The sequence below is a fragment of the Halopseudomonas oceani genome, from assembly GCF_963677335.1.
GTDB classification, from domain to species: Bacteria; Pseudomonadota; Gammaproteobacteria; order Pseudomonadales; family Pseudomonadaceae; genus Halopseudomonas; species Halopseudomonas oceani.
Genome location: NZ_OY781932.1, coordinates 3241267 through 3265677, shown reverse-complemented (window position 1 = coordinate 3265677; position 24411 = coordinate 3241267). Strand labels below are relative to the sequence as shown.

The 24411-nt window shown below is 61.8% G+C and carries 20 protein-coding genes; 17 read left to right on the top strand and 3 right to left on the bottom strand.

Annotated features, from left to right (window positions below; all coding sequences use genetic code 11):
- Positions 1–22: 22 nt before the first annotated feature.
- From ccmA to ACKPCU_RS15175, 10 genes are all read left to right on the top strand, one after another.
- Entirely contained in the window at positions 23–682 is a 660-nt protein-coding gene (gene ccmA, locus ACKPCU_RS15220) for a cytochrome c biogenesis heme-transporting ATPase CcmA (protein ID WP_321348002.1), read from the top strand.
- Complete coding sequence (gene ccmB / locus ACKPCU_RS15215; RefSeq protein ID WP_104737829.1) at positions 682–1356, top strand: heme exporter protein CcmB; 675 nt, start codon at positions 682–684, stop codon at positions 1354–1356. Before ccmA ends, ccmB begins: the two co-directional genes overlap by 1 nt.
- Positions 1357–1375: 19 nt before the next feature.
- A complete protein-coding gene (locus ACKPCU_RS15210) occupies positions 1376–2119 on the top strand; it encodes a heme ABC transporter permease (protein WP_321348000.1) in 744 nt (247 codons plus the stop codon).
- A complete protein-coding gene (gene ccmD / locus ACKPCU_RS15205) occupies positions 2116–2283 on the top strand; it encodes a heme exporter protein CcmD (RefSeq protein ID WP_104737827.1) in 168 nt (55 codons plus the stop codon). The genes ACKPCU_RS15210 and ccmD overlap by 4 nt, the downstream gene beginning before the upstream one ends.
- Positions 2283–2741: a cytochrome c maturation protein CcmE gene (ccmE, locus tag ACKPCU_RS15200; protein ID WP_104737826.1), complete on the top strand. Its 459-nt coding sequence runs from the start codon at positions 2283–2285 to the stop codon at positions 2739–2741. Before ccmD ends, ccmE begins: the two co-directional genes overlap by 1 nt.
- Positions 2742–2751: 10 nt before the next feature.
- Positions 2752–4725: a heme lyase CcmF/NrfE family subunit gene (locus tag ACKPCU_RS15195; RefSeq protein ID WP_321347997.1), complete on the top strand. Its 1974-nt coding sequence runs from the start codon at positions 2752–2754 to the stop codon at positions 4723–4725.
- Complete coding sequence (locus tag ACKPCU_RS15190) at positions 4725–5273, top strand: DsbE family thiol:disulfide interchange protein (protein WP_321347995.1); 549 nt, start codon at positions 4725–4727, stop codon at positions 5271–5273. Before ACKPCU_RS15195 ends, ACKPCU_RS15190 begins: the two co-directional genes overlap by 1 nt.
- Complete coding sequence (locus ACKPCU_RS15185; RefSeq protein ID WP_321347993.1) at positions 5270–5752, top strand: cytochrome c-type biogenesis protein; 483 nt, start codon at positions 5270–5272, stop codon at positions 5750–5752. The genes ACKPCU_RS15190 and ACKPCU_RS15185 overlap by 4 nt, the downstream gene beginning before the upstream one ends.
- Positions 5745–6947, top strand: a complete 1203-nt coding sequence (gene ccmI, locus ACKPCU_RS15180) for a c-type cytochrome biogenesis protein CcmI (protein ID WP_321347991.1) — start codon at positions 5745–5747, stop codon at positions 6945–6947. Before ACKPCU_RS15185 ends, ccmI begins: the two co-directional genes overlap by 8 nt.
- A gap of 105 nt (positions 6948–7052) precedes the next feature.
- Positions 7053–7415, top strand: a complete 363-nt coding sequence (locus ACKPCU_RS15175) for a SpoIIAA family protein (protein ID WP_104737821.1) — start codon at positions 7053–7055, stop codon at positions 7413–7415.
- On the opposite strand, the gene ACKPCU_RS15170 is transcribed toward ACKPCU_RS15175, so the two are convergent.
- The gene (locus tag ACKPCU_RS15170) at positions 7416–8732 is read right to left on the bottom strand and encodes an MFS transporter (RefSeq protein ID WP_104737820.1); all 1317 of its coding nucleotides are present in this window, start codon (positions 8730–8732) and stop codon (positions 7416–7418) included. It abuts the gene before it with no gap.
- Between the two features lie 170 nt (positions 8733–8902).
- On the opposite strand from ACKPCU_RS15170, the gene smc reads away from it, so the two are divergent.
- From smc to ACKPCU_RS15150, 4 genes are all read left to right on the top strand, one after another.
- The gene (smc, locus tag ACKPCU_RS15165; protein WP_321347986.1) at positions 8903–12397 is read left to right on the top strand and encodes a chromosome segregation protein SMC; all 3495 of its coding nucleotides are present in this window, start codon (positions 8903–8905) and stop codon (positions 12395–12397) included.
- Positions 12398–12486: 89 nt separating this feature from the next.
- Positions 12487–13323: a cell division protein ZipA gene (gene zipA, locus ACKPCU_RS15160; RefSeq protein ID WP_321347984.1), complete on the top strand. Its 837-nt coding sequence runs from the start codon at positions 12487–12489 to the stop codon at positions 13321–13323.
- 86 nt (positions 13324–13409) lie between these two features.
- Entirely contained in the window at positions 13410–15785 is a 2376-nt protein-coding gene (ligA, locus tag ACKPCU_RS15155) for an NAD-dependent DNA ligase LigA (RefSeq protein WP_321347982.1), read from the top strand.
- Positions 15782–16756: a tRNA dihydrouridine synthase gene (locus ACKPCU_RS15150; RefSeq protein WP_321347980.1), complete on the top strand. Its 975-nt coding sequence runs from the start codon at positions 15782–15784 to the stop codon at positions 16754–16756. The genes ligA and ACKPCU_RS15150 overlap by 4 nt, the downstream gene beginning before the upstream one ends.
- A 140-nt stretch (positions 16757–16896) precedes the next feature.
- On the opposite strand, the gene ACKPCU_RS15145 is transcribed toward ACKPCU_RS15150, so the two are convergent.
- The gene (locus tag ACKPCU_RS15145) at positions 16897–18459 is read right to left on the bottom strand and encodes a methyl-accepting chemotaxis protein (RefSeq protein WP_321347978.1); all 1563 of its coding nucleotides are present in this window, start codon (positions 18457–18459) and stop codon (positions 16897–16899) included.
- A 116-nt stretch (positions 18460–18575) separates the two neighbouring features.
- On the bottom strand, positions 18576–19664 hold the full coding sequence (locus tag ACKPCU_RS15140; RefSeq protein ID WP_321347976.1) for an FAD-dependent oxidoreductase: 1089 nt from the start codon (positions 19662–19664) through the stop codon (positions 18576–18578).
- Positions 19665–19836: 172 nt separating this feature from the next.
- Here ACKPCU_RS15140 and ACKPCU_RS15135 point away from each other — a divergent pair, with 172 nt between their 5' ends.
- The 3 genes from ACKPCU_RS15135 to ACKPCU_RS15125 all read left to right on the top strand — a co-directional run bounded on the left by ACKPCU_RS15135 (position 19837) and on the right by ACKPCU_RS15125 (position 24334).
- A complete protein-coding gene (locus ACKPCU_RS15135; RefSeq protein WP_104737813.1) occupies positions 19837–21171 on the top strand; it encodes a spinster family MFS transporter in 1335 nt (444 codons plus the stop codon).
- Between the two features lie 53 nt (positions 21172–21224).
- Positions 21225–22409 (top strand): acetyl-CoA C-acyltransferase, encoded by a 1185-nt coding sequence (locus ACKPCU_RS15130; protein ID WP_321347973.1) that lies wholly within the window; start codon positions 21225–21227, stop codon positions 22407–22409.
- Between the two features lie 125 nt (positions 22410–22534).
- Entirely contained in the window at positions 22535–24334 is a 1800-nt protein-coding gene (locus ACKPCU_RS15125; RefSeq protein WP_321347972.1) for an acyl-CoA dehydrogenase, read from the top strand.
- The last annotated feature ends 77 nt before the right edge of the window (positions 24335–24411 follow it).

The window sequence follows — 24411 nt, the reverse complement described above, 5'->3', positions numbered from 1 at the left end:
CCATTAATTTACCGCTACCTTGATGGTGGCCTACGGAGCAGCGGTGACAGCTGAGCAGATCGACATTATCGACCTGTCCTGTGAACGGGATGAGCGCGAGCTCTTCGCCGGTCTGAACTGCCGTCTGCAAGCCGGAGAGGTGCTGCAAGTTGCAGGCCCCAACGGGGCTGGTAAAACCAGCCTGCTGCGTATCCTGGCCGGGCTGATGCCTGCTACTTCGGGCGATATCCGCTACGCTGACCGTTCTATCCTCAGCGGTGGCGGGCGCGACTACTGGCGACGTCATTTGCTGTTCCTTGGACACGCCACGGCCATCAAGGCGACCCTGAGCGCCGAGGAAAACCTCTCCTGGCTGTGCGCCCTGGACCACCCCGTCGAGCGTGACGCCATCTGGGATGCGTTGGCGGCTGTCGGTCTGCGCGGGTACGAAGACGTGCCGTGCCGGCAGATGTCGGCCGGGCAGCAGCGTCGAGTAGCGCTGGCGCGCCTGCGCCTGCAGACCGCAAAACCCATCTGGGTGCTGGACGAGCCCTTCACCGCACTGGATCAAACCGCAGTGCGGGCGCTGGAACAGCAGATTCTGGCGTTTGCCCGGCAAGGCGGCATTGCCGTCCTGACAACCCATCACAGTCTGGACCACCTGAGCGAGGTTCGTCGCCTGGAGCTGGGGCGGATGAGCTAATGGGTAACGTACTCTGGCAACTGCTGCGTCGCGAATGGCAGCTGACCTGGCGTCGCCCCGGCGAGGTGCTCAACCCGTTGGTGTTCTTTGCCATGGTCATCACCCTGTTTCCGCTGGCGGTCGGCCCCGAGCCCGAGCTGCTGCAGCGCATGGCGGCGGGCGTAATCTGGGTAGCGGCGTTGCTGGCTACCCTGTTGTCGCTGGATGGCATGTTTCGCGGCGATTTTGAAGATGGCTCGCTGGAGCAGTGGGTACTATCTCCGCACCCGCTCACTCTGCTGGTGCTGGTCAAGGTGCTGCACCATTGGTTGATGTGTGGGGTGATGCTGGTGCTGCTGACACCGGTGTTGGGCATGATGCTGGCTTTGCCCTGGACGGTGATACCGGTACTCTGTGCAACCCTGTTGCTGGGAACTGCGGTGCTGAGCCTGTTGGGTGCGATCGGTGCGGCGCTGACAGTGGGTTTGAAGGGTGGGGGCAGCATGCTGTTGGCATTGTTGATTCTGCCGTTGTATATCCCGGTGTTGATTCTCGGCACTGGGGCCATGGATGCGGCATTGCAGGGGTTGCCGGTTCAGGGCTACCTGCTGTGGCTGGGCTGCCTTGCAGTTCTGGCATTGAGTCTGGCCCCGCTGGCGATAGCGGCGGGCCTGCGAATCGGAGTTGGCGAATAAGCGCGGAGTTGAACAGCGAATGAGCTGGACGTTTTTCCACAAACTGGGCTCGCCCAAATGGTTCTATGAGATCAGCGGCAAACTGATGCCGTGGATCGCTGTCTTCAGTCTGCTGGCGCTGATTGTCGGCAGCGTTTGGGGTCTGGTCTTTGCGCCGGAGGATTACCAGCAGGGCAACAGCTTCCGCATTATCTACATTCATGTGCCGGCAGCGATTCTCGCCCAGTCCTGTTACATGATGCTGGCGGTTGCCGGGGTGGTTGGGCTGGTCTGGCGCATGAAACTGGCCGATGTCGCGTTGCAGTGTGCTGCTCCCATCGGTGCCTGGATGACCTTTGTCGCGCTGATCACCGGTTCGATCTGGGGCAAGCCGACGTGGGGCACCTACTGGGAGTGGGATGCCCGTCTGACGTCGATGCTGATTCTGCTTTTTCTGTACTTTGGGATCATTGCCCTGCGCATGGCAATCAGTAATCGTGACACGGCGGCCAAGGCGACAGCCGTGATGGCGATTGTCGGCGTAATCAATATTCCGATCATCAAATACTCGGTTGACTGGTGGAACACCCTGCATCAGTCAGCCACTTTCACCGTGACCGAAAAGCCAGCCATGCCGCCGGAAATGTGGTTGCCGCTGCTGGTGATGGTGCTGGCGTTTTACGGTCTATTTACGCTGAACCTGTTCATGCGCATGCGGTTGGAGATTCTGAAGCGCGAGCACAAGACCCGCTGGGTTCGTGACGCGCTGGAGAGCAATACATGAGTGACCTGGCAACCTTCTTTGCCATGGATGGCCATGGCCCCTATGTCTGGACTGCCTACGGAATTACGGCTGCAGTTCTGATCCTGTTGTTCCTCACCCCGATGATCGGACGTCGTCGGCTGGTGCAGGCTGAAGCACGCCGTCGTCGGCGAGAGGAATCCTGATGCATCCCGCACGCAAAAAACGCCTGATTCTGATCCTGCTGGTTCTGCTGGGAGTTGGCGCTGCCGTAGCACTGGCGCTGACCGCCCTGCGCGAGAACATCAACCTGTTTTACACCCCGACCCAGATAGCCAGTGGCGAAGCGCCGGAAGGGGCACGTATCCGTGCCGGGGGCATGGTGGTCGAGGGGAGCGTCAAGCGCTCAACCGACTCGCTGGATGTGCGCTTTGATGTTTCCGATGGCGCCAAGGCGGTGACCATCGCCTACAGCGGCATCCTGCCCGACCTGTTCCGCGAGGGGCAGGGCATTGTCGCACTCGGCCGTGTGAACGCCGATGGCGTGCTGGAGGCCGACGAGGTGCTAGCCAAGCACGATGAAGAATACATGCCACCCGAAGTGGCCAAGGCCATGAATGACGCCATGGCCAACAAGGCCGCTCAGCAACCGCAAGCAGAATAAGGGGCACGGCATGATTCCCGAACTTGGGCAGATTGCCCTGATCATTGCACTTTGTCTGGCTGTGCTGCAGGCAAGCGTTCCGCTCTATGGTGCCTGGCGCGGTGACGGCCTGGCGATGAGTCTCGGCCAGCCGGCCGCGGCGGCGCAGTGGTTGTTTGTCACTTTTGCCTTTGGCTGCCTGGTGCATGCGTTCGTTGTTGATGACTTCAGCGTGACCTATGTCGCGCTCAACTCCAACTCGGCGCTGCCCTGGTACTACAAGGTCAGTGCGGTCTGGGGGGGTCACGAAGGCTCGTTGCTGCTGTGGGCAATGATTCTGGCTGGCTGGACCTTCGCGGTGGCGATCTTTTCACGTGATCTGCCGGAAGAAATGCTGGCTCGCGTGTTGTCTGTCATGGGCATGATCAGCGTCGGCTTTCTGTGCTTCATGCTGATTACCTCCAACCCGTTCGATCGCCAACTGCCGTTTCATCCGGTCGATGGCAATGACCTCAATCCGCTACTGCAGGATTTCGGTCTGATCGTGCACCCGCCGATGCTCTATATGGGTTATGTCGGCTTCTCCGTCGCCTTTGCCTTTGCCATCGCCGCCCTGTTGGGCGGGCGTCTTGATGCGGCCTGGGCGCGCTGGTCGCGGCCCTGGACCATCGTTGCCTGGGCATTTCTGAGCCTGGGTATCGTGCTTGGCTCCTGGTGGGCCTACTACGAACTCGGCTGGGGTGGCTGGTGGTTCTGGGACCCGGTGGAAAATGCATCCTTTATGCCGTGGCTGGTCGGGACTGCGCTGATTCACTCCCTGGCGGTGACCGAAAAGCGCGGTGTATTCAAGAGCTGGACGGTGTTGCTGGCCATCGCGGCGTTCTCTCTCAGCCTGCTGGGAACCTTCCTGGTGCGTTCGGGGGTTCTGACGTCGGTGCATGCATTTGCCAGCGATCCGGATCGTGGCGTGTTCGTACTGGGCTTCCTGCTGGTGGTGGTTGGCGGGTCGCTGTTGCTGTACGCCCTGCGCGCGCCCGTGGTGAAGAGTCAGATCGGTTTTGCCTGGAACTCACGCGAGGCGCTGTTGCTGGTCAACAACGTGGTGCTGGTGGTGGCGGCGCTGATGGTGCTGCTCGGCACCCTGTATCCGTTGATTATGTCGGCGTTCGATACCCTGGTATCGGTTGGCCCGCCGTATTTCAATGGCATGTTCCTGCCGCTGATGGCGATTCTGATGGCGGCGCTGGGTGTCGGTATTCTCAGCCGCTGGAAGCAGACGCCGCTGGACTGGCTGGTCGGGCAGCTCAAGTGGGTGCTGCTGCTGGCCGCGGTCGGTGCGGTGGCTATCGCGCTGTGGATCGGTGCCCATCAGCTGGCGGTAGGCAGTTTGTTGCTGCTGGTGATCTGGGTGTGTGGCGCCAGTGTGCGTGACATTCTGCACAAGAGCCGCAACAAGGGGCTGGTTGCCGGTATTCGCGCGTTACCGCGCAGTTACTGGGGCATGACCATGGCGCACATCGGCATCGCTGTCTGCGCCGTTGGTGTGGTGGGTGCCAGTCTGTTCGACAATCAGCGTGACCTGCGCATGGCGCCGGGCGACACCCTGGATCTGGGTGGTTATACCTTTGTGTTCGATGGCGTGCGTCACCGTGAAGGGCCGAACTGGGTGTCCGATCAGGGCACCGTCAGTGTCTACGCCAATGACCGCCTGCTGACTACTTTGCACCCGGAGAAGCGCTTGTATCGGGTGAAGAATCAAATGATGACCGAGGCTGGTATCGATGCCGGTTTCACCCGTGACCTGTTCGTTGCCATGGGCGAGCCGCTTGAGGGCGATGCCTGGGCGATGCGGGTTCATATCAAGCCGTTTGTGCGCTGGATCTGGCTCGGCGGTCTGATGATGATGGTGGGTGGCCTGCTCGCGGCCAGTGACAAGCGCTACCGCCTGAAGGTGCGTCAGCGCGCTGAGAGGCCCGTTAATCGCGTAACCGAGGAGCTTGCCTGATGCGTCGTCTGTTACTGATTCTGCCGCTGATACTGTTTTTGGCCATGGCGGGTTTCTTCCTGCAGAGCCTGATGACCAAGGAAGAGGGCGTCACCGAGCTGGAGTTGCCGTCACCGTTGTTGAACAAGCCGTTCCCGACCTTCGATCTGCCCTCGGTCATCGACGGCGAGCCGCGGATTACCCAGGCTGATCTCAAGGGCCCGGCTCTGGTCAACATCTGGGCAACCTGGTGCGTTGCCTGCCGTGTGGAACACCCGGTACTGAACCGCCTGGCCGCCGAAGGTGTGGTGATCTACGGGGTCAACTACAAGGACAACAGCGCCGACGCGATCAAGTGGCTAAAGGACTTCCATAATCCCTACCAGTTGAACATCAGCGATGCCGATGGCCGGCTCGGGCTTGACCTGGGTGTCTATGGCGCGCCGGAAACCTATCTCATCGACGCCAATGGGGTCATCCGTCACAAGTTCATTGGCGTCATTGATGACCGCGCCTGGAGCTCCGACCTTGCGGCCCGTTACCAGGCACTGGTCGAGGAGGCCAAATGAGCCGGCCACTGCATTGGCTGACACTCGGCCTGTTGTTGATGCTGGGCACTGCCAACGCGGCGGTGGACACCTTCGACTTCAGCTCCGAACAGGAGCGTGATCGTTTCTACGCCATAGGCTCCGAACTGCGCTGCCCGAAATGTCAGAACCAGAACATCGCTGACTCCGACGCACCGATTGCCTCCGACCTGCGGCACGAGGTCTTCCGCCTGCTCGAAGACGGCCGCAGTGATGACGAAATTGTCGAGTACATGGTGGCGCGTTACGGCGAGTTTGTACGCTACAAGCCCGCGCTGAACCGCGACACCCTGGTGCTCTGGTTTGGCCCACTGGCGTTTCTGTTGGTTGGTGTGCTGGCCGTGGTCTTACTGGTTCGCCGCCGGCAACGGGTGGCAAACGAATCACCGGATGCTGGTCTGTCGCCGCAGGAACAGCGGCGACTGGACGAACTGCTGAACAAGAAGAGTCAAGATGATTGATTTGTGGTTGGGAGCTGCCGCGCTGTTGCTGGTTGCGGCCTTGATGATGCTGTGGCCGCTGCGCCGTCGTCAGCGGATGGATCGGGTGGATCGTACCGCTCTGAACGTCGCGCTGTATGAAGAGCGCGTAGCCGAGCTCGAAGCGCAGGCGCGCGCGGGTGATCTGACCGAGGCCCAGCTTGCTGCGGCCAAGGGCGAGGCCAGTAGGCTGCTGCTCGAAGACACCGCCACAGCCGATGCACGGCAGGCGCCGTTGACCCGTCAGTTGACCTGGCTGGTCGTCATTGCCGTGCTGGTGCTGCCGCTCGCGGTACTCGGGTTGTATCGTCAGTGGGGCGCGGCCGACGGATTGGCGCTGTATCGTGAGATGCAGGCCACACCGCAGGTTGATTCGCTTGAGGCATTGATTGATCGCACTCAGCGCGTGGTCAAGGTGCAGCCGGAGAACGGCGAAGCCTGGTATATGCTTGGTCGAGCCTACATCAGCGCTCAGAATCCTGAGAAGGCGGCTGATGCCTTCGGCAATGCGCTGGCGCGGCTGGGTGAGCAGCCTGAGGTGCTGGCGCAGCTTGCGCAGGCCCGTTACTTCGCCAACGGCAACAAACTCGATGCCGAGTCCGCCTTGGCGCTGGACAAGGCCATTGAGCTCGACCCGCAGCAGCCTACCGCGCTGGGTCTGCTGGGGATCGCCGCCTTTGAGGCCGATGACTTCGCTGGCGCCATCCGCTATTGGCAAGCGCTACAGCAGGGTATGGCGCCCGACAGCCCCGGTGCACAGGCGATTCAGGGCGGGATCGACCGTGCTCGTCAACGCATGATTGATGCCGGGCAGACGCCACCGGAAGCGCCGGTGCTACTGGCGGTCAAGGCGCGGATCAGTATTGATCCGGCGTTGCGTGCGACCCTGCCGGACGATGCCAGTGTGTTTGTCTTCATTCGTGATCCGAATGGCCCGCCGATGCCGTTGGCGGCCAAGCGCCTGACGCTGGCTGATCTGCCGCTGGAGCTGAGTCTGAGCGAAGCCAATGCCATGCTGCCCGGTGTGCATCTGAGCGCTGAACAGCCGCTGGAGCTGGTTGCACGCGTGTCGCTCGACGGCGACGCTCGCAGTGGGACTCATCTGGGCCGCGTGGATGATGTGCACGCCGGGTCCGATCAAGTCTATCAACTGGTTATCAACCAGCCGGTCGAGTAACCCTTGCAGATCCCCGGCCGACCGGCCGGGGATCAACTGTCGCCCCCGGTTGTCCAACACTGCACGGCCTTTTCAGAGGCTTCGAGCAGAGAGGAGGCGACCGCCATGTACACCCAGATTCCCTTTGCCAACGATAAGGTGCTTGGCCTTCGCATTGAAGGCAAGATCACCAGCGACATGCTGGATGAGATCTGTCGGCTGCTTGATGAGAAGCTGGCGCACTACCCCAAGGCTCGGGTTTACGTTGAAATGCCTGCATTCGAAGGGATGTCTGCCGAGGCATTCTTCAGCGACCTGAAATACAGTCTTGGCCACTGGAGTCGCTTCGAACGGGAAGCGGTTGTTACCGATCAGCATTGGCTTGAGATTGTGGTCGGTCTGACCGGGCGCCTGTTGCCCCAGGTTGAGGTTAAGGTCTTTCCTACTTGCGAGGTGGAGGCCGCCCGTGACTGGATTCAAGCGCTCTGATTAATCCTGTTGTACCTCGGGCAGGGAGACGGCGAGGCACGCACCCAACAGCCCTATTGCCGACAACAACAGCAGCATGCCGGCTGCACCGATCACTGAGCTGAGCAGGCCAAACAGGCCCGTCCCCAGCAGGATTAGGCCGATCACGCTGTTGCCTACGGAGACATAATCGGTGCGCTTATTGCCGCCGGCCATGTCCAGCACATAGGTCTTGCGGCCGACCCGCACGCCGGCGTGGGCGATACCGAGCACGAAGAACGCCACCGGGAACAGCCAGGCGTGCACGGCGTCAGGCAGCGCTGCCCAGCGGTCGATGGCAATTACCACCGGCCCCAGCAGGCTTGCCAGCAACGCGGCGCGAATCAGCACCTGACGACTGGATGCGTCCGACATCCGTCCCCAAACACCGGCGCTCAGACTGCTGGCCAGGCCGTTGGCAACCAGAAAAGCACCCAGCATGCCAAAGCCGCTTTCCACATCTCGGGCGAGTACCACGTAGTAGGGTGCCGACAGCGCTGAGCACAGCAGCAGCGCGCGGGTGATAACAAAGCGCCGAAAGGGCGCATCATCCCGCAGCAGGCTGATATTGCCGAGCGCATGGCTCAAGGCGTTGCCGCCACCCTCGGTCGCTCCCGGGGCCTCGTCGATACGCCGGTAGACCAGCGCCGCCAGCATCCAGAGCAGCGCGGCGCCGACCAGCAACGCGGCATAGAACAGCATATCGTCGTCGCTCGGTGGATAGATCAGGCAGTAGACCCCGAACGCCAGGGCCAGCCAGCCGGACAGGCTGGTAGCCAGGCCATTTAGGCGGCCACGGCGGGTCTTGGGTACCGTCTTGCCAATCACATCCTTACTGGCAACCGAGCACAGCCCGCGGGCCAGACTGAAGATGATCAGGCAGCTGATAATCAGGCCGCCCGCCAGCGCCCCCTCGAAGAACCAGGCCACTGCGCCCATCGCCAGTAGCGCTGCCGCCTGCAGCAGACTGCCAACGACCCAGACACCGCGCCGGTAAGGCAGACGGCGTATCCATGCGGCAATCAGTAACTGCGGCAGCATCGAGCCGGACTCGCGAATCGGTACCAGCCAGGCAATCAGCGCGACCGGCGCCCCGACTACGCCGAGCAGCCAGGCGAGGGTGGTTTTCGGGTTGGTCAGGGTGTCGCCCAGGCTGGTCAGGGTATTGGCCAGAACCTGCAGAAAGAAGTTTTGCGGCACGTCCGAGCAGGCTGAGTCGGGGATGTCCTTGCAGACCCGGGCGTCTTCTTCGTTCATGATTTTGCTGTAGAGACTGTCGAGGCGAGGTTCTGCGGCCATGATCGTTCTGGTATCCCTGGATAGTGCGGCGCTGAAAGTGTGCCGCAAGCAGAGAGATCAGGCTAGCGATTTGCCCCAAGGGGCTTCTCATGGGCGTGCAGACCGGGTAAAAATGCGGGTTTGCTGGTCGGTTCGATCAGCGACAAGGCAGTGCAAGGATATGCCCCTCAATGCGACTTAAGTGCATCAAGCTGGCCGGCTTCAAATCCTTCGTTGATCCAACGACGGTCTATTTCCCGACCAACATGGGTGCGGTGGTCGGGCCGAACGGCTGTGGCAAGTCCAATATCATCGATGCGGTGCGCTGGGTCATGGGTGAAAGTTCGGCCAAGAACCTGCGCGGTGAGTCGATGACCGACGTTATCTTTAACGGTTCCAACTCGCGCAAGCCGGTCGGCCAGGCGTCTATCGAACTGGTGTTCGACAACAGTGACGGCACTCTGCAGGGTGAATACGCCGGTTACAACGAGATTTCCATTCGCCGCAAGGTCACCCGCGAAGCGCAGAACCAGTATTTCCTCAACGGCACCAAGTGCCGTCGCCGCGACATTACCGATATCTTCATGGGCACTGGCCTAGGCCCGCGTAGCTACTCGATCATCGAGCAGGGCATGATTTCCCGCTTGATCGAAGCCAAGCCGGAAGATCTGCGGCTGTTCATCGAGGAAGCCGCCGGCATTTCCCGCTACAAGGATCGCCGCCGCGAGACCGAGAACCGCATTCGCCGTACCCACGAGAATCTGTCGCGCCTGACCGACCTGCGTGAAGAGCTGGAGCGCCAGCTGGCGCATTTGCACCGGCAGGCGCAGGCGGCCGAGAAATACAAGGAATACAAGGCTGAAGAACGGCAGCTTAAGGCTCAGCTGCAGGCGCTGCGCTGGCAAACGCTGAACGAGCAGGTCGGGCAGCGTGAGCACCGGGTGCGTGACCTTGAGGTGGCGCTGGAGGCGCTGGTTGCCGAGCAGCGCAACGCCGACAGCGAGATCGAAAAACAGCGTGATCAGCACAGCGACCTGACCGAGACGTTCAACCGGGTGCAGGCCCAGTATTACAGTGTCGGTGCCGATATCAGTCGCATCGAGCAGATTCTGCAGTTCAACCGTGATCGCCAGCGTCAGTTGCATAGCGACATTGAGGAAACCGAGCAGGCCTGGCAGGAAGCGCAGAGCCACCTGACCCAGGACGAAGCCTTGCTGGCGGACCTGCAGGCGGAACTGGATGGCATTGAACCCGAGCTTGAAATGGCCGGCGCCGCCGAAGAAGACATCGCCATCTCGCTGCAAAGCGCTGAAGACGCCATGCAGAACTGGCAGAGCGCCTGGGACCAGTTCAACCAGCGCGCCGCCGAGCCACGCCAGCAGGCCGAGGTTGAGCAGTCGCGTATTCGCCATATGGAGCAGTCGGTCGAACGGCTCGGCGAGCGTATCCAGCGCCTGGAAGACGAACGCAGCGGGCTGAACGCAGGTTCGCTGGATGATGAGTTGGCCGAACTGGCCGAGCAACTGGCCGAGCTGGAGCTGCGCAGTGAAACCGATCAACTCAAGCTCGCTGACGTTGGCGAGCGCCTGCAGCAGGATCGCGAGGCGCTGAACGCGCTGCAGCAGGAACAGGATATTCACCGTGGCGAGCTGCAGCGTGGCAGCGGCCGTCTCGCCTCCCTGGAAGCGCTGCAGCAGGCGGCGCTGGCCAAGGGCAGCGACGTTGGTGACTGGCTGGCGGAGCAGGGTGTGCAGAGTCACGGCCTGCTGGCCGAGCAGCTGCAGGTCGATAACGGCTGGGAACGGGCAGTTGAAGCGGTCTTGGCTGACGACCTGCAGGCCATAGCGCTCGACGATTTTGCCCAGCTCGATGCGACTCTGGCGGACTTTGAACAGGGCAGCCTGCGCCTGCTGCAGCGCGGTGGCGAGTCGGTCAGCGCGCCGGGCAGCCTGCTGGACAAGGTCAGCAGCGAGCTGGACCTGAGCCCCTGGCTGGCCAGTATTCGCCCGGCCGACAATCTCGCCCAGGCGCTGGGCGCGCGCGCCGGACTGGCGGCGCACGAATCCTTTATTACCCGCGAAGGCCATTGGGTCGGCCCAAATTGGCTGCGGTTCCGTCGTGGCGAGGCCAGTGAGACCGGCGTGCTTGCCCGTCAGCAGGAGATGGAGCAGCTGCAGGCCAGTCTTGATGAGCAGCAGGCCGCGCTGGAAGCGGGGCAGGAGAAGGTCGATCAGTTACGTGAAGCGCTACGGCGACTTGAGCTTGAACGCGATGCGCTGCAGCAGACCTTGGCCGGCACCGGTCGTCAGCACGGCGAAATCAAGGCGCAATGGTCAGCTCGTCAGGTGCGCCTGGAGCAGATCAATGCCCGTCGCCAGCGCATTGGCGAAGATCTGGAAGAACTCAAGCGCCAGCGCGGCGACGAACTGGAGCAGATTGGCGAAGCCAGGCTGACCCTGCAGGCGGCGCTGGACAGCATGGCTGAAGACACCGGCCAGCGCGAAGAGCTGTTGCGCCAGCGTGATCTGGCCCGCGAAACCCTTGATCTGGCACGTCAGCAGTCTCGCCAGCAGAAGGACCGGGCGCATCAGTTGGCGCTGCGGGCGCAGTCTCTTAACGCACAGCTCAAGAGCACCCGGCAGGGCTTGGAGCGACAGCAGGTCCAGGCCGAGCGGCTGTCAGAGCGTCGTGAGCAGCTGCGCATGACGCTGGAAGAGAGTCAGGCGCCGGAAGACGATCAGCGCATCGAGCTGGAAACCCTGCTCGAACAGCGCATTACCGTTGAACAGGAGTTGGGCGCGGCCCGTCAGGCGCTGGAAGGGGTTGACCAGCAGATGCGCGCGCAGGAAACCCGCCGCGTGCAGGCCGAGCAACAGGCGCAGGTGCTGCGCACCCAGCTGGATGAACAGCGACTCAACGCCCGCGACCTGCAAACCCGTCGTCAGGGTCTGCAGGAACAGCTGGCCGAGGCCGGTTACGATCTGCATGGTGTTCTCGCAACCCTGCCGCAGGGCGCCAGTGAGACGGATTGGGAGCAGCAGTTGGCCCAGCTGGACGCGCGCATTCAGCGCCTAGGGGCTATCAATCTGGCGGCCATCGAAGAATACGACCAGCAGTCAGAGCGCAAACGCTATCTGGATGCGCAAAATGCCGATCTGGAAGAGGCGCTCAGTACGCTTGAGCAGGTTATTCGCAAGATCGACCGGGAAACCCGCGCGCGCTTCAAGGAGACCTTCGACAAGGTCAATCAAGGGCTGCAGACGCTGTTCCCCAAGGTGTTTGGCGGCGGCCATGCCTATCTGGAGCTGACCGGCGACGATCTGCTCGACACTGGCGTCGCCATCATGGCGCGTCCACCGGGCAAGAAGAACAGCACCATCCACCTGCTATCCGGTGGCGAGAAGGCGTTGACCGCCATCGCGCTGGTGTTCTCGATCTTCCAGCTCAACCCGGCGCCGTTCTGTATGCTTGATGAGGTGGATGCGCCACTGGATGATGCCAACGTCGGCCGTTATGCGCGTATGGTGAAGGAGATGTCGGCGCGGGTGCAGTTCATCTATATCACTCACAACAAGATCGCGATGGAGATGGCTGATCAGTTGATGGGGGTCACCATGCATGAACCAGGCTGCTCAAGGCTGGTCACAGTAGACGTGGAAGAGGCTGCGGCGTTGGCGGCAGTGTAGTTTTGATGGCGGCCGTGCTAGCATCCGGCCAGACGAGAGGCGGGCAGCCAGCCGCCCGATCAGCAAAGTGACGACAGGAACGGGTATTCATGGATTTTGGTTTGCGTGAGTGGCTTTTCATCATTGGCCTGCTGGTGATCGCCGGCATTCTGTTTGATGGCTGGCGGCGCATGGGTGGGCGATCAAAAATTCGCTTTAAACTCGAACGCAACCTCGCTGACCTCCCGGAGGAGGGTAGCGACGAGCTGCTCGGACCGCCGCGTGTCGTCAACCGCCAGGATCGTGCCGAGCCGTCATTTGGTGACGATAAGCCGGACACGCTGGTGTTCAAAGATGAGGAAAAGTGGCACGAACCCGAGCAGGTTGGTCTGGATCTGGACGAGCCGCCGGTGCTGGTTGACCCGGTCGTCGCCGAGCCACGCAGCAAGGGCAAGCCTGCGGAACAGGCCGCCGCGAGTACCGCTGCGCAGCGCCCTGAGCAACAGCCGCTACCGGTCGAGTTGGTACTGGTTATCAACGTCGTCGCCCGTGACGAAGAGGGTTTTGCCGGGTCAGCGCTGCACCAGAGCATTCTTGAAAGCGGTCTGCGCTACGGCGATATGAACATCTTCCATCGACACGAGAGCATGAGTGGCAATGGTGATGTGCTGTTCTCCATGGCCAACGCGCTCAAGCCGGGCGTATTTGACCTGGATGAGCTGGATCAGAGTCATGTCCGTGCCGTCAGTTTCTTCATGGGGCTGCCAGGCCCGCGTCATCCGAAGCAGGCGCTGGATCTGATGATCGCCGCCGCACGCAAGTTGGCCCACGAACTGGGCGGTGACCTGAAAGACGAACAGCGCAGCGTACTGACTGCACAGACCATCGAGCATTACCGCCAGCGCATCGCTGAGTTTGAGCGCCTTAACTACAGTCAGCGGCGCTAATCCCTCCAACCACGCTCTGACCGCCTGACGCGGGCATGGCGCTTGGTTACAATGGGCGACCTGTCAGCCACTGATCGCGTCGCCCAATGACCCAGCAAGCCAATCCCGCCGAACGCGCCCTTGCTCTGCGCGAAGAAATCGCGCAGCACAATTACCGCTATTACGTCCTTGACGAGCCCGCTGTGCCGGACGCCGAGTACGATCGGCTGTTCAATGAGCTCAAGGCCATCGAGGCGGAGCACCCCGATCTGATTACCTCCGACTCACCGACCCAACGGGTGGGTGGGGCGCCGGCGGCGGGATTTGGTGAGGTCAGGCATGAAGTGCCGATGCTTAGTCTGGGTAACGCCTTTGCCGAACAGGACATGGTCGATTTCGACCGTCGGGTGCGTGAAGGGTTGGACCTGCCAGCCGGCGACCTGTTCGGTGGCGGCGCCGAGGTGGAATACTGCTGCGAGCCTAAACTCGACGGTCTGGCAGTCAGTCTGCTGTACGAGAACGGCCTGCTGGTGCGCGGTGCTACCCGAGGCGATGGCGCTACCGGTGAAGATATCTCTACTAACGTGCGCACCATTCGCAATATTCCGCTCAAGCTGCGCGGCGAAGGCTGGCCTGCAGTGCTGGAAGTGCGTGGTGAAGTGTTCATGAGCAAGGCCGGCTTTGAAGCGCTGAACGAACGCGCACGTGAAGCCGGCAGCAAGACCTTCGCCAACCCGCGTAACGCCGCTGCCGGCAGCCTGCGCCAGCTTGATCCGAGCATCACCGCCAGCCGGCCGCTGGAGTTCTGCTGCTATGGCTTTGGCCGGGTCGACGGCGAGCTGCCTGACAACCAGTACGCTATTCTGCAGGCCTTCAAGGGCTGGGGTATTCCGATCAGCCGTGAATTGAAGCTGATGAAGGGCGTCGACGGCACGCTGGATTACTACCGCGATATCGGTGAGCGCCGCGCCGCGCTGGAATACGAGATCGACGGCGTGGTGTTCAAGGTCAACCAGCTGAGCTACCAGCGTGAGTTGGGTTTCCGTGCTCGGGAGCCGCGCTGGGCGATTGCCCACAAGTTTCCGGCAATGGAAGAGCTGACCGAGCTGCTGGATGTCGAGTTTCAGGTTGGACGCACCGGTGCGGTGACGCCGGTGGCGCGGCTGAAGCCCGTCCAGGTGGCAGGGGTAACCGTGTCCAACGCCACCTTGCACAACATGGATGAAGTCGCCCGGCTTGGCGTGATGATCGGTGACACCGTGATCATCCGCCGCGCCGGTGACGTGATTCCCCAGGTGATGCAGGTGGTTACCGAGCGTCGCCCGGCCGATGCGCGCCCGGTCGAGGTGCCAACGGCATGTCCGGTGTGTGGCTCTGCGGTCGAGCGCACCCAACTGGTCAAACGCGGCAAGTCGGGTTCTACCACCAGCGAAGGCTCGGTTTACCGCTGTGTTGGCCGGCTGACCTGTCAGGCGCAGCTTAAGCAGTCGATCATCCACTTTGTCTCGCGTCGGGCAATGGATATCGACGGACTGGGCGAGAAGAGTGTCGAACAGCTGGTTGATACCGGTCTGGTTGCCTCGCCGGCTGATCTCTACCGTCTGACTTACGAGCAGGTGCTGGCGCTGGACGGCTTCGCGGAGCTGTCGACAAAGAACCTGCTGACCGCCATTCAGGATAGCAAGAAGCCGACGCTGGCTCGTTTCATCTATGCCCTTGGCATTCCCGATGTGGGAGAAGAAACCGCCAAACTGCTGGCCCGCGCGCTGGGCAAGCTGGAGCGCATCGAGCGGGCGTTGCCCGAAGTGCTGGTCTATCTGCCGGATGTGGGGCTGGAAGTGGCCCACGAGATTCATTCATTCTTTGCCGATTCGCACAACCGACAGGTGATTGATCAACTGCTGGAACGCGGCGTAACGCCTGACGAGCCGGGCGTGCTGGCGGCCGAGTTTGCTGCTTGCGTCTCGCTGGCCGACTTTCTGGCGCGATTGAATATTCAGGGCATCGCTAATACCGGCGCCGAGCGGCTGGCTAGCCAGTTCGGCAGTCTGGAAAAGATCATCAACGCTGACTGGCTGGATCTGAAGCAGGTCGAGCGCCTGAACGACAAAGCGATCAAGGCGCTGCGCGAGTATTTCCAGAGCGAGTCGCTGCGCGCCCGCGCCGAAGCCATCGAACAACAGCTGCGCGACTTCGGCATGCACTGGGAGAGCCCCCGCGCGGAAGCCTCCGGCGGGCTGTCTCTGGCCGGGCAGACCTGGGTACTGACCGGCACGCTGGAAGCCATGTCGCGCGATGTTGCCAAAGGGCATCTGGAAAGCCTCGGTGCCAAGGTCGCCGGGAGCGTGTCGGCCAAGACCCATTGCGTTGTCGCCGGGCCCGGTGCCGGCAGCAAGCTGGCCAAGGCCGAGCAACTGGGTGTGAACGTCTGGACTGAACAGCAATTGCTCGACATGTTGGCGGAGCACGGCATAAGCCCATGAGCGGCTCTAAGCGGACAAAGGGCCCGGTCGTGCTGGCCCCGATGGAAGGGCTGGCCGACGCGCCGATGCGCGATGTGTTGACCCGCATCGGCGGGATCGACTGGTGCGTCAGCGAGTTTATTCGCGTGACCGAAGGGCTGCTCAACGTCGCCACCATTCGCCGCAGCGTGCCGGAAAGCGAACACGGCTGGCGCACCCGGGCCGGTGTGCCGGTTCGCCCGCAGTTGCTCGGCTCGGATGTGCACTGGATGGGTGAGAACGCCGCGCTGCTGGCGTCGATGGATGCTCCGGCGATTGACCTCAACTTCGGCTGCCCGGCCAAGACGGTCAACCGCCATCGTGGCGGCGCGGCGCTGCTGACCGAGCCGGAGCTGCTGCGCGAGATCGTTGCCAGCGTCCGCGCGTCAACGCCTTCGCACATTCCTGTTACCGCCAAGATGCGACTGGGGCTGACCGATACCAGCCAGACGCTGGAGTGCGCGCAGGCCCTCGCCGACGGTGGTGCCAGCGAGATTACCGTGCATGCGCGCACCAAGGTGGAAGGCTACAAGCCGCCCGCGCATTGGGAGTGGCTGGCGCGCATTCGCGAAGCGGTTGATGTCCCGGTGATTGCCAATGGTGAGGTGTGGAGCACCGAGGACTATCGCCGGATTCGTGAAGTCAGCGGCTGTGATGCCGTGATGATCGGGCGTGGACTGGTGCGATGCCCGGACCTGGGGCTGCGCATTCTGCAGGATGCCGATGAGGCCGTGCTTGGCTGGGATGAGCTGTGGCCCTGGCTCGGTGACTTCTTCCGTCAGACTCGGCTGCGGGTGGTAGATCGTCACTCGCCGGGGCGGCTAAAGCAGTGGTTGGCCATGCTCGGCCAGCATTACCCTGAAGCGCGCGCGTTGTTTGATAGTCTGCGCCGGGAGACCTGTGCGGACGCAGTGACCTGCCGGCTGGAAGGGCCGCTGGAGTCGGCTGCCTGATCTTGGTATTCCGGCGTTTTGCCTTAACGCCGGCTCGTGTGCGGCGCAGGGCATGGTGGATACGCTGCGCTTAATCCACCCTACGGCCGGGTGCGAAGTTCCGTAGGGTGGTGAACGCCGCAGGCTCCGCCACCATCGGCCTATTGCTCCGGCTTATACCCCAGCCGCAGCCCGCCCCAGTGCCGCCCCTTCACTATGATGGGTACCGACAGGTCGTGCATTACTTCCCCGGTATCGCGTTTGTAGGTTTGCAGCAGTAGGGTCTGCTCGTGGCTGCCGCAACGCCGGCCGGTTGGGTCATCAAACAGACGCTTGCTGCGACAGTGCAGGGTGTCGTGCTGCGGATCACCAGTCGGCTCCTTGCTGAAGCGCTTGTTGTGGGTTGGAACATAACCCGAGGGAATGGCCGCAATGGCATAGACCAGCTCCGGGTGCTGTTGCAGCAGTGGCTCCTGCAGGGCGGGTAGTACCTGGTCGGTGTAACTGTCGAAGGCGCTGCGATAGCGCGCCGGGTTGCTGCCGGGAATCAGCGTCAGATTGCGGTCGAACAATGCTGATTCCTGGATTTGCCCGCTGGCGAGGTCAGCCTCAAAACGCGCTTCGATGGCGGCGGCAGTTTGCTGTGCGGCATCGAAGAAGCGCTGGTGGTACTCGTCCAGCGCCACGTCTGCCAGCATTTCGCTGACCTGCTCGGCCAGCGAGACCAGATTGACCGCTTCGCCGCCGAGGCGTTGGGTTTGCTCATCACTTTGCTCAATGTCACTGCGCACCTGTTCCAGAGCAGTGCTCAAACTTGATAGCTGGTCACGGTTGGTCAGACTGCTGCCCGCAATTTGCTCGGTTACCGCCTTTACCTCGCTACCTTGGGCGCTGATGGCTTCAAGCTGGTTGGCGGCATCCTCGATCAGCGTTACGCCGCCGCGTACCTGCTCTACCAATGCGGAGAAGTCAGCGTTCACCCGTTTGCTCTGTTGATGCATGCGCTCGATGATGTCGCCCACTTCGGAGGTGGAGGCGGCGGTGCGGGCGGCCAGAGCACGAACCTCGTCGGCCACCACGGCAAAGCCGCGGCCCATGTCTCCAGCGCGTGCTGCTTCGATGGCAGCGTTGAGGGCGAGCAAGTTGGTCTGGCTGGCGATGGCTTCGATCACCCCGGTCACTTGCACGATCTTCTCGGTCTGGGCGTTGAGCTCTTCCAGCACCGCGTTGGATTCATCTGCCTGTGCTGCCAGTTGATGCATGACATGAGTGGCTTGGTCCAACGCGTTACGGCCTTCCTGGCTGCGGCTGCGGGCCTGTTCGGCAGCATTGTCGGCGCGTTCGGCATACTGACTGGTGGCGTCGACCTCGGTGGCAATTTGCTGCGCGCTGTCGGTGACCTGCCGAATGGCAAGCAGCTGTGATTGCTGACGTTGACGCAACTGCTCGACTGAGTGGGCGACCTCGGCTGCGGCAATGGCGTTTTGGCTGGTCGCGCGGGAGAGGCGAGCACTGAGGTCCGTGTTGTCGGTTGTGCTGGGGCCTGGCGCAATAGTCGCCGGCTGGTCTGAGGGCGGGTAGAACCAGGGCAGACCAATCCAGGGCAGCAGGCAGAGAATCAGGGCGGGGGCCAGGACATCCACACCGGCGAGGTGATAGAGCCAGCCAAGGGTACTCAGTTGTAGCAGGGCCAGAATCGCCTTGCCTAGAAATCCGGTGCGCATACGGGGATGTCCGTTCCGGGGCCGGAGGCCTGATTATTGTAGTTTGCTGTGTCATTTAGCCACCTGTCTCGCGGCTAGACAATCGATCTTTGGTCTTGGGTCGTAAGACCGTGATCTCAGTCCCTCTGCAGGCTGCGCATAAAACGGGTGTCGAGTCTGTCCTTGAGCATCAGAGCAGCCCTGCTGCGCAGCGCCAAAGGCCCATAACAGGCCAGCGCCTGATCGTCTGCGGTGGCCAGTAGGGCAAGTGCTCTGGGCTGCGGCTGGTAATGCTGAAGGCTCGACTGCTTGTCCAGAATGGCACGCAGGTTTGCACCGAGTACTGGACCCTGGCGCACAGCATAGACGCCCGAGCGGGGGCAGTCCGCCAGCGCGGCGCAGTCGCCGCTGGCGAATATGCGCGGGTGCGATTGGCTCTGCAGCGTGTCAGCGATCTGAATGAAGCCGGCGGGGTCGGTCGCCAGGTTGCTGTCGGCTTGCCAGGCTGCGGACGCAGCGCCGGTGGCCAGGATGACGGCTTCGGCGGCAAGGGGTGGGGTGGACGCCGACTGCAGACAGCCGTTGCGGATTGCGGTGACGGTGACTCCCTCATGCAGCTCTATATTGCGTCGGTGGAATAGCGAGCGAATCAGCCGGGCAGCCCGCGGTGGGTGTCCACCCAGCAATCGGTTGGCGCAGAGCACCAGAATCTGGCACGTGCTCAGCGACTGTTGCAGCGCGAGAGCCAGCTCCACCGCCGCCGCGCCGCCACCCAGAATAGCCAGACGGGCAGGGGAGCCGCTGCGCCGCCAGTGCTGCCAATGTTGCTGCAAGTCGCCGAAGGGTTTGGCGCCGATCACCGTCAAACTGCCGTCGTTCTGTGCTGGGGCGGGGTTAGCCGCGCCACTGTTGAGCGACAGCAGTTCGGTGCGCAGTTGCTCACCGCTGGCCAGGGTCAGCAGTCGGGCGTCGGCCTCGAGCCGAACCAGTTGCCCGCTGGACAGGGTCATGCCAGTCGCTCGACACAGCGGGGCCAGCTCGATACGGCACTGCTCCGCCCGCCAGCGTCCAGCCAGCAGGCCGGGCATCATGCCTGAGTACCAGGCAAAGGGTTCCGGGGAAATCAGCACGCTACCGGGCGGGGCACGATAACCCTGCTCGGCCCAACCGCGCAGTGCGACCAGATGGGCATGACCGGCGCCGACCATAATAAGTGGGGCAGTCATGCTTCGACTGCTCTGTCAGGCCGGTTTCGGAAACCTTTTGAGTGATACATAGCCCCCGGTGATAGGCACGCATTGAGGGCGCTAATCAGTTTATTTCGAAATCGACTTTCGCTGTGCGGACCTGCTAGTCTCGACATGCTGATAATTCCAATTACAAGAAATGGAGCATAGCGTGCACGAGAATAATAGCTACCCGTCGCCGAAACGAGCGTGGTTGACGGTCGGAATTCTGTTGATCGCCTATGTTCTGTCTTTTATTGATCGTCAGATTTTGAACCTGCTGGTTGGTCCGATTCGCCATGACCTGCAGATATCCGATACCGAGATGAGCCTGTTGATGGGACTGTCGTTTGCCGTCTTCTACACTGTGGCTGGTATTCCGCTGGGGCGGATTGCCGACTCCAAAAGCCGTCGTGGCCTGATCGCCGGCGGTGTGGCTGTTTGGAGCCTGATGACTGCGTTCTGCGGCTTGGCACAGCAGTATTGGCATTTCATCATCGGCCGGATTGGAGTCGGTGCTGGTGAAGCGGCGCTGTCGCCTGCTGCCTACTCGCTGATTGCCGACAGCTTTCCGGCTAACCGCCGCGCGACCGCGATCAGTGTGTACGCCATGGGCATCTATCTTGGTGCCGGCGCAGCCTTCCTGCTCGGCGGGCTGGTGGTGACCTGGGCCAATGCCCAGGGGCCGATGGTCCTGCCGGTATTGGGCGAAGTGCGTCCCTGGCAGTTGATCTTCCTGGTGTTGGGTGCCATAGGCCTGATGTTCTGCCTGGTACTGCTGGCTATCAAGGAGCCGAGCCGCAAGGGGATTGGCGCTGGCGTTGCCGTGCCGCTGAAGGATGTCGGTCGTTACCTGCTCGGTATTCGCAAAGCCGTGCTGTGTCATAACTTCGGTTTTGCCTGTTTGTCCTTTGCCTCCTACGGCGCATCGGCCTGGATTCCGACCTTCTTTATCCGTAATCACGGCCTGACGCCGGGCGAAGTGGGCATCTACTACGGCAGCCTGGTAATGGTTGCCGGGTCACTGGGTATCGTCTTTGGCGGCCGTCTGGCCGACTTTCTGGCACACCACGGCTATCGCGACGCCAACATGCGGGTGGGGCTGCTGTCGGCTATTCTGACCCTGCTGTGCAATGTGGTGTATCTGGTCGACAACATGCCGTTGCTGTGGACCATCATGTTTTTCAACGTCTTTACCGTAGCGATGCCGTTCGGCGTTGCTCCGGCGGCCATTCAGGAGGTTATGCCGAATGCCATGCGCGGTCAGGCTTCGGCAATCTACCTCTTCACCATTACCCTGATCGGCTTGGGTATTGGGCCGACCGCCGTCGCCTTGTTCACCGATTACGTGTTCCAGGACGACATGGCGATTCGTTATTCCATATTCATCGTTGCCAGCGTGATTACCTTGGGCGCTATCATCCTTCTGGCCATGGGGCTTAAACCCTACCGGGAGGCACGGGACACGCTGACACGCTGGGGTGAACAGCAGGGCCAGCCGGGCTGAGGGGCAACCCCGGCCGCAGGTTGATGTACTTGAATTTCAACAGGAGCAACAACATGACAGACGCAGTTATCGTATCCACGGCCCGTACCGGCCTGGGCAAATCCTATCGCGGCGCACTGAACAACACCCACAGTGTTGACATGGCCGGCTTCGTGATCGAAGAAGCGGTCAAGCGCGCAGGTATCGACCCGGCGCTGGTTGAAGACGTGATCCTCGGTGCGACCTTCCACGAAGGTGCCCAGGGCAAGAACATGGCGCGTCTGGCTGCCATCCGTGGCGGTCTGCCGGTTACCACCGCGGGCATGTCGCTGAACCGTTTCTGCAGCTCCGGTCTGCAGTCCATCGCCATCGCTGCCCAGCGCGTTGTCAGCGAAAAGATTCCGGCCATCGTCGCCGGTGGTGTTGAGTCCATCAGCCTGTGCCAGAACGACAAGATCAACATGTTCCACGGCACCAACGAATGGATCATGAAGAACAAGCCGGAGCTGTACCTGTCCATGATCGAAACTGCCGACATCGTAGCTCAGCGCTACAACGTCAGCCGTGAAGCGCAGGATGAGTACTCCCTGCTGAGCCAGCAGCGCGTTGCTGCCGGTCAGCAGAGTGGCAAGTTCGCCGACGAAATCGTGCCGTTCAAGACCATCATGAAGGTCCAGAACAAGGAAACCGGTGAAGTCTCCGATCAGGAAGTGGTTCTGGATCGCGACGAGTGCAACCGTCCGAGCACCACCCTGGAAGCGCTGTCCTCCCTGCAGGCGGTTCGTGGCCCAGGCAACTTCGTCACCGCCGGTAACGCCAGCCAGCTGTCTGACGGCGCATCCGTTTGTACCGTGATGAACAGCAAGGTTGCCGAGCAACTGAACGTTGAACCGATGGGTATCTTCCGTGGCTTCGCCGTCGCCGGTTGCGAGCCTGACGAAATGGGCATCGGCCCGGTCTTTGCCATTCCGCGCCTGCTGCAGCGCAACGGTCTGACCATGGACGACATCGGTCTGTGGGAACTGAACGAAGCCTTCGCTTCCCAGGTTGTTTACTGCCGCGACAAGCTGGGCATCCCGGCTGAGAACCTGAACGTCAACGGCGGCTCCATCGCCATCGGTCACCCCTACGGTGTAACCGGTTCTCGCCTGACCGGTCACGCGCTGATCGAAGGCAAGCGTCGTGGCGTCAAGTACGTGGTTGTCACCATGTGCATCGGCGGTGGCCAGGGCGCAGCCGGTCTGTTCGAGATCGTCTGACCCCAGCCGTAAGTTTCAAGCCGTAAGCTGCAAGCAAACCCGGGCCATGCTCGGGTTTCGCTTTTGGGGTTCGCTTGCCGCTTTAGGCTTGGTGCTTGTAGCTAAAAATTCCAGAGGAATTTTCCGTGTCCCAAAAAATCATCAATACCGACGATCTGGCGTTTCTGCTCTATGAAATGCTGGATATCGAACGTTTTACCCAATTCCCGCGTTACGAAGACCACAGCCGCGATACCTTTGATGCCGCCATCGAGTTGGCGCTGAAGGTCGCGAGCGAAACCTTCGCACCGCACAATCGCCTGTGCGATGAAGACGAGCCGCGCTTCGAGAATGGTAAGGTCGTGATTCGTCCGGAAGTCTCCGAGGCGCTGGCCGTGCTGCGGGATACCGGCCTGATGGCTGCCTCGCAGGATTACGAACGCGGCGGCATGCAGCTGCCGGCAGCCGTTGCCCAGACCTGTATCGGCCTGATCAAGGGCGCCAACGTCAGCACCCAGGCCTACGCCGGTCTGACCATCGCCGCCTGCAACCTGATCATGGCCCACGGCACCGATGAGCAGAAGCAGCGCTACGCTGAGCCGATGATGGCCGGCCGCTTCTTCGGCACCATGTGCCTGACCGAGCCGCACGCCGGTTCCTCGCTGGGCGACATCAAGTCCCGCGCGATCCCGCAGGAAGACGGCACCTACCGCATCAGCGGCAACAAGATCTTTATCTCTGCCGGTGACCACGAGCTGAGCGAAAATATCGTGCACCTGGTGCTGGCCAAGCTGCCCGACGCACCGCCCGGTGCCAAGGGTATCTCGCTGTTTATCGTGCCCAAGTTCCTGGTCAACGAAGACGGCAGCCTCGGCGAGCGCAACGACGTGCAACTAGCGGGTCTGATCCACAAGATGGGTTACCGCGGCACCACCTCGACCATGCTCAACTTCGGTGAGAAGGGCGGCGCGGTCGGCTATCTGGTCGGCGAGCCGCACAACGGTCTGGCCGGTATGTTCCACATGATGAACGAGGCGCGCATCGGCGTGGGCCTGGGTTCGGTCATGCTGGGTTACACCGGTTACCTGCACGCGCTGGAATACGCCCGCGAGCGTACCCAGGGCCGTGGTCTGGCCGAGCGTGATCCGGCAACCCCGATGATCCCGCTGGTTCAGCACGCCGACATTCGTCGTCTGCTGCTGGCGCAGAAAGCCTTCGTTGAGGGTGGTCTGTCGCTGTGCCTGTTCTCCTCGACCCTGGTTGACGAGAAGAAGCACGCACCGGATGCCGCAGCGCGCGAAGAAGCTGCTGGTTTGCTCGACCTGCTCACACCGATCGTCAAATCCTGGCCGTCGCAGTTCTGCCTGGAAGCCAACAGCTTGGCGATTCAGGTGCACGGCGGCTACGGCTACACCCGTGAATATCCGGTCGAGCAGTTCTATCGCGACAACCGCCTGAACCCGATTCATGAAGGCACCCACGGTATTCAAGGTCAGGATTTGCTGGGCCGTAAAGTGAGCATGGCCGGTGGCCGTTTCTACCAAAGCCTGCTGACCCGCATTCGCGCCACTCTGGCCGAGTGCGCCAACGTCGCCGAGCTGAAAGCCAACGCGGAGCTGCTGAGCGCTGCGCTGGGCACCGTCGAAGGCGTCACCGATGCGCTGCAGGCGATGAAGAAGAGCGACCCGGATCGCGCGCTGGCCAATGCCTACCTGTACATGGAGTGCTTCGGCCATCTGGTGGTCGGCTGGTTGTGGCTGCGTCAGGCCCAGGCTGCATTGCGCGGTCTGCAGAACGGCGGCGAGCGCCCGGCGAGCTTCTATCAAGGAAAGCTCAATGCCTGTGATTACTTCCTGCGTTACGAACTGCCCAAGCCGATGGCGCTGGCAGAGGTACTGCGCAGTGCTGATCGCACCACGCTGGACATGCCGCTGGATTGCTTCTGATTTGGTTGGTGTAAAAAAACCGGGCCTTGTGCCCGGTTTTTTGTTGGTGTCGCAGGCAGCATACGCCGTTGCTGCTC

Excerpts from the sequence above, each read along its gene's own strand:
- ccmA (WP_321348002.1), top strand. The coding sequence starts at position 23 with ATGGTGGCCTACGGAGCAGCGGTGACAGCTGAGCAGATCGACATTATC.
- ccmB (WP_104737829.1), top strand. The coding sequence starts at position 682 with ATGGGTAACGTACTCTGGCAACTGCTGCGTCGCGAATGGCAGCTGACC.
- ACKPCU_RS15210 (WP_321348000.1), top strand. The coding sequence starts at position 1,376 with ATGAGCTGGACGTTTTTCCACAAACTGGGCTCGCCCAAATGGTTCTAT.
- ccmD (WP_104737827.1), top strand. The coding sequence starts at position 2,116 with ATGAGTGACCTGGCAACCTTCTTTGCCATGGATGGCCATGGCCCCTAT.
- ccmE (WP_104737826.1), top strand. The coding sequence starts at position 2,283 with ATGCATCCCGCACGCAAAAAACGCCTGATTCTGATCCTGCTGGTTCTG.
- ACKPCU_RS15195 (WP_321347997.1), top strand. The coding sequence starts at position 2,752 with ATGATTCCCGAACTTGGGCAGATTGCCCTGATCATTGCACTTTGTCTG.
- ACKPCU_RS15190 (WP_321347995.1), top strand. The coding sequence starts at position 4,725 with ATGCGTCGTCTGTTACTGATTCTGCCGCTGATACTGTTTTTGGCCATG.
- ACKPCU_RS15185 (WP_321347993.1), top strand. The coding sequence starts at position 5,270 with ATGAGCCGGCCACTGCATTGGCTGACACTCGGCCTGTTGTTGATGCTG.
- ccmI (WP_321347991.1), top strand. The coding sequence starts at position 5,745 with ATGATTGATTTGTGGTTGGGAGCTGCCGCGCTGTTGCTGGTTGCGGCC.
- ACKPCU_RS15175 (WP_104737821.1), top strand. The coding sequence starts at position 7,053 with ATGTACACCCAGATTCCCTTTGCCAACGATAAGGTGCTTGGCCTTCGC.
- ACKPCU_RS15170 (WP_104737820.1), bottom strand. The coding sequence starts at position 8,732 with ATGGCCGCAGAACCTCGCCTCGACAGTCTCTACAGCAAAATCATGAAC.
- smc (WP_321347986.1), top strand. The coding sequence starts at position 8,903 with ATGCGACTTAAGTGCATCAAGCTGGCCGGCTTCAAATCCTTCGTTGAT.
- zipA (WP_321347984.1), top strand. The coding sequence starts at position 12,487 with ATGGATTTTGGTTTGCGTGAGTGGCTTTTCATCATTGGCCTGCTGGTG.
- ligA (WP_321347982.1), top strand. The coding sequence starts at position 13,410 with ATGACCCAGCAAGCCAATCCCGCCGAACGCGCCCTTGCTCTGCGCGAA.
- ACKPCU_RS15150 (WP_321347980.1), top strand. The coding sequence starts at position 15,782 with ATGAGCGGCTCTAAGCGGACAAAGGGCCCGGTCGTGCTGGCCCCGATG.
- ACKPCU_RS15145 (WP_321347978.1), bottom strand. The coding sequence starts at position 18,459 with ATGCGCACCGGATTTCTAGGCAAGGCGATTCTGGCCCTGCTACAACTG.
- ACKPCU_RS15140 (WP_321347976.1), bottom strand. The coding sequence starts at position 19,664 with ATGACTGCCCCACTTATTATGGTCGGCGCCGGTCATGCCCATCTGGTC.
- ACKPCU_RS15130 (WP_321347973.1), top strand. The coding sequence starts at position 21,225 with ATGACAGACGCAGTTATCGTATCCACGGCCCGTACCGGCCTGGGCAAA.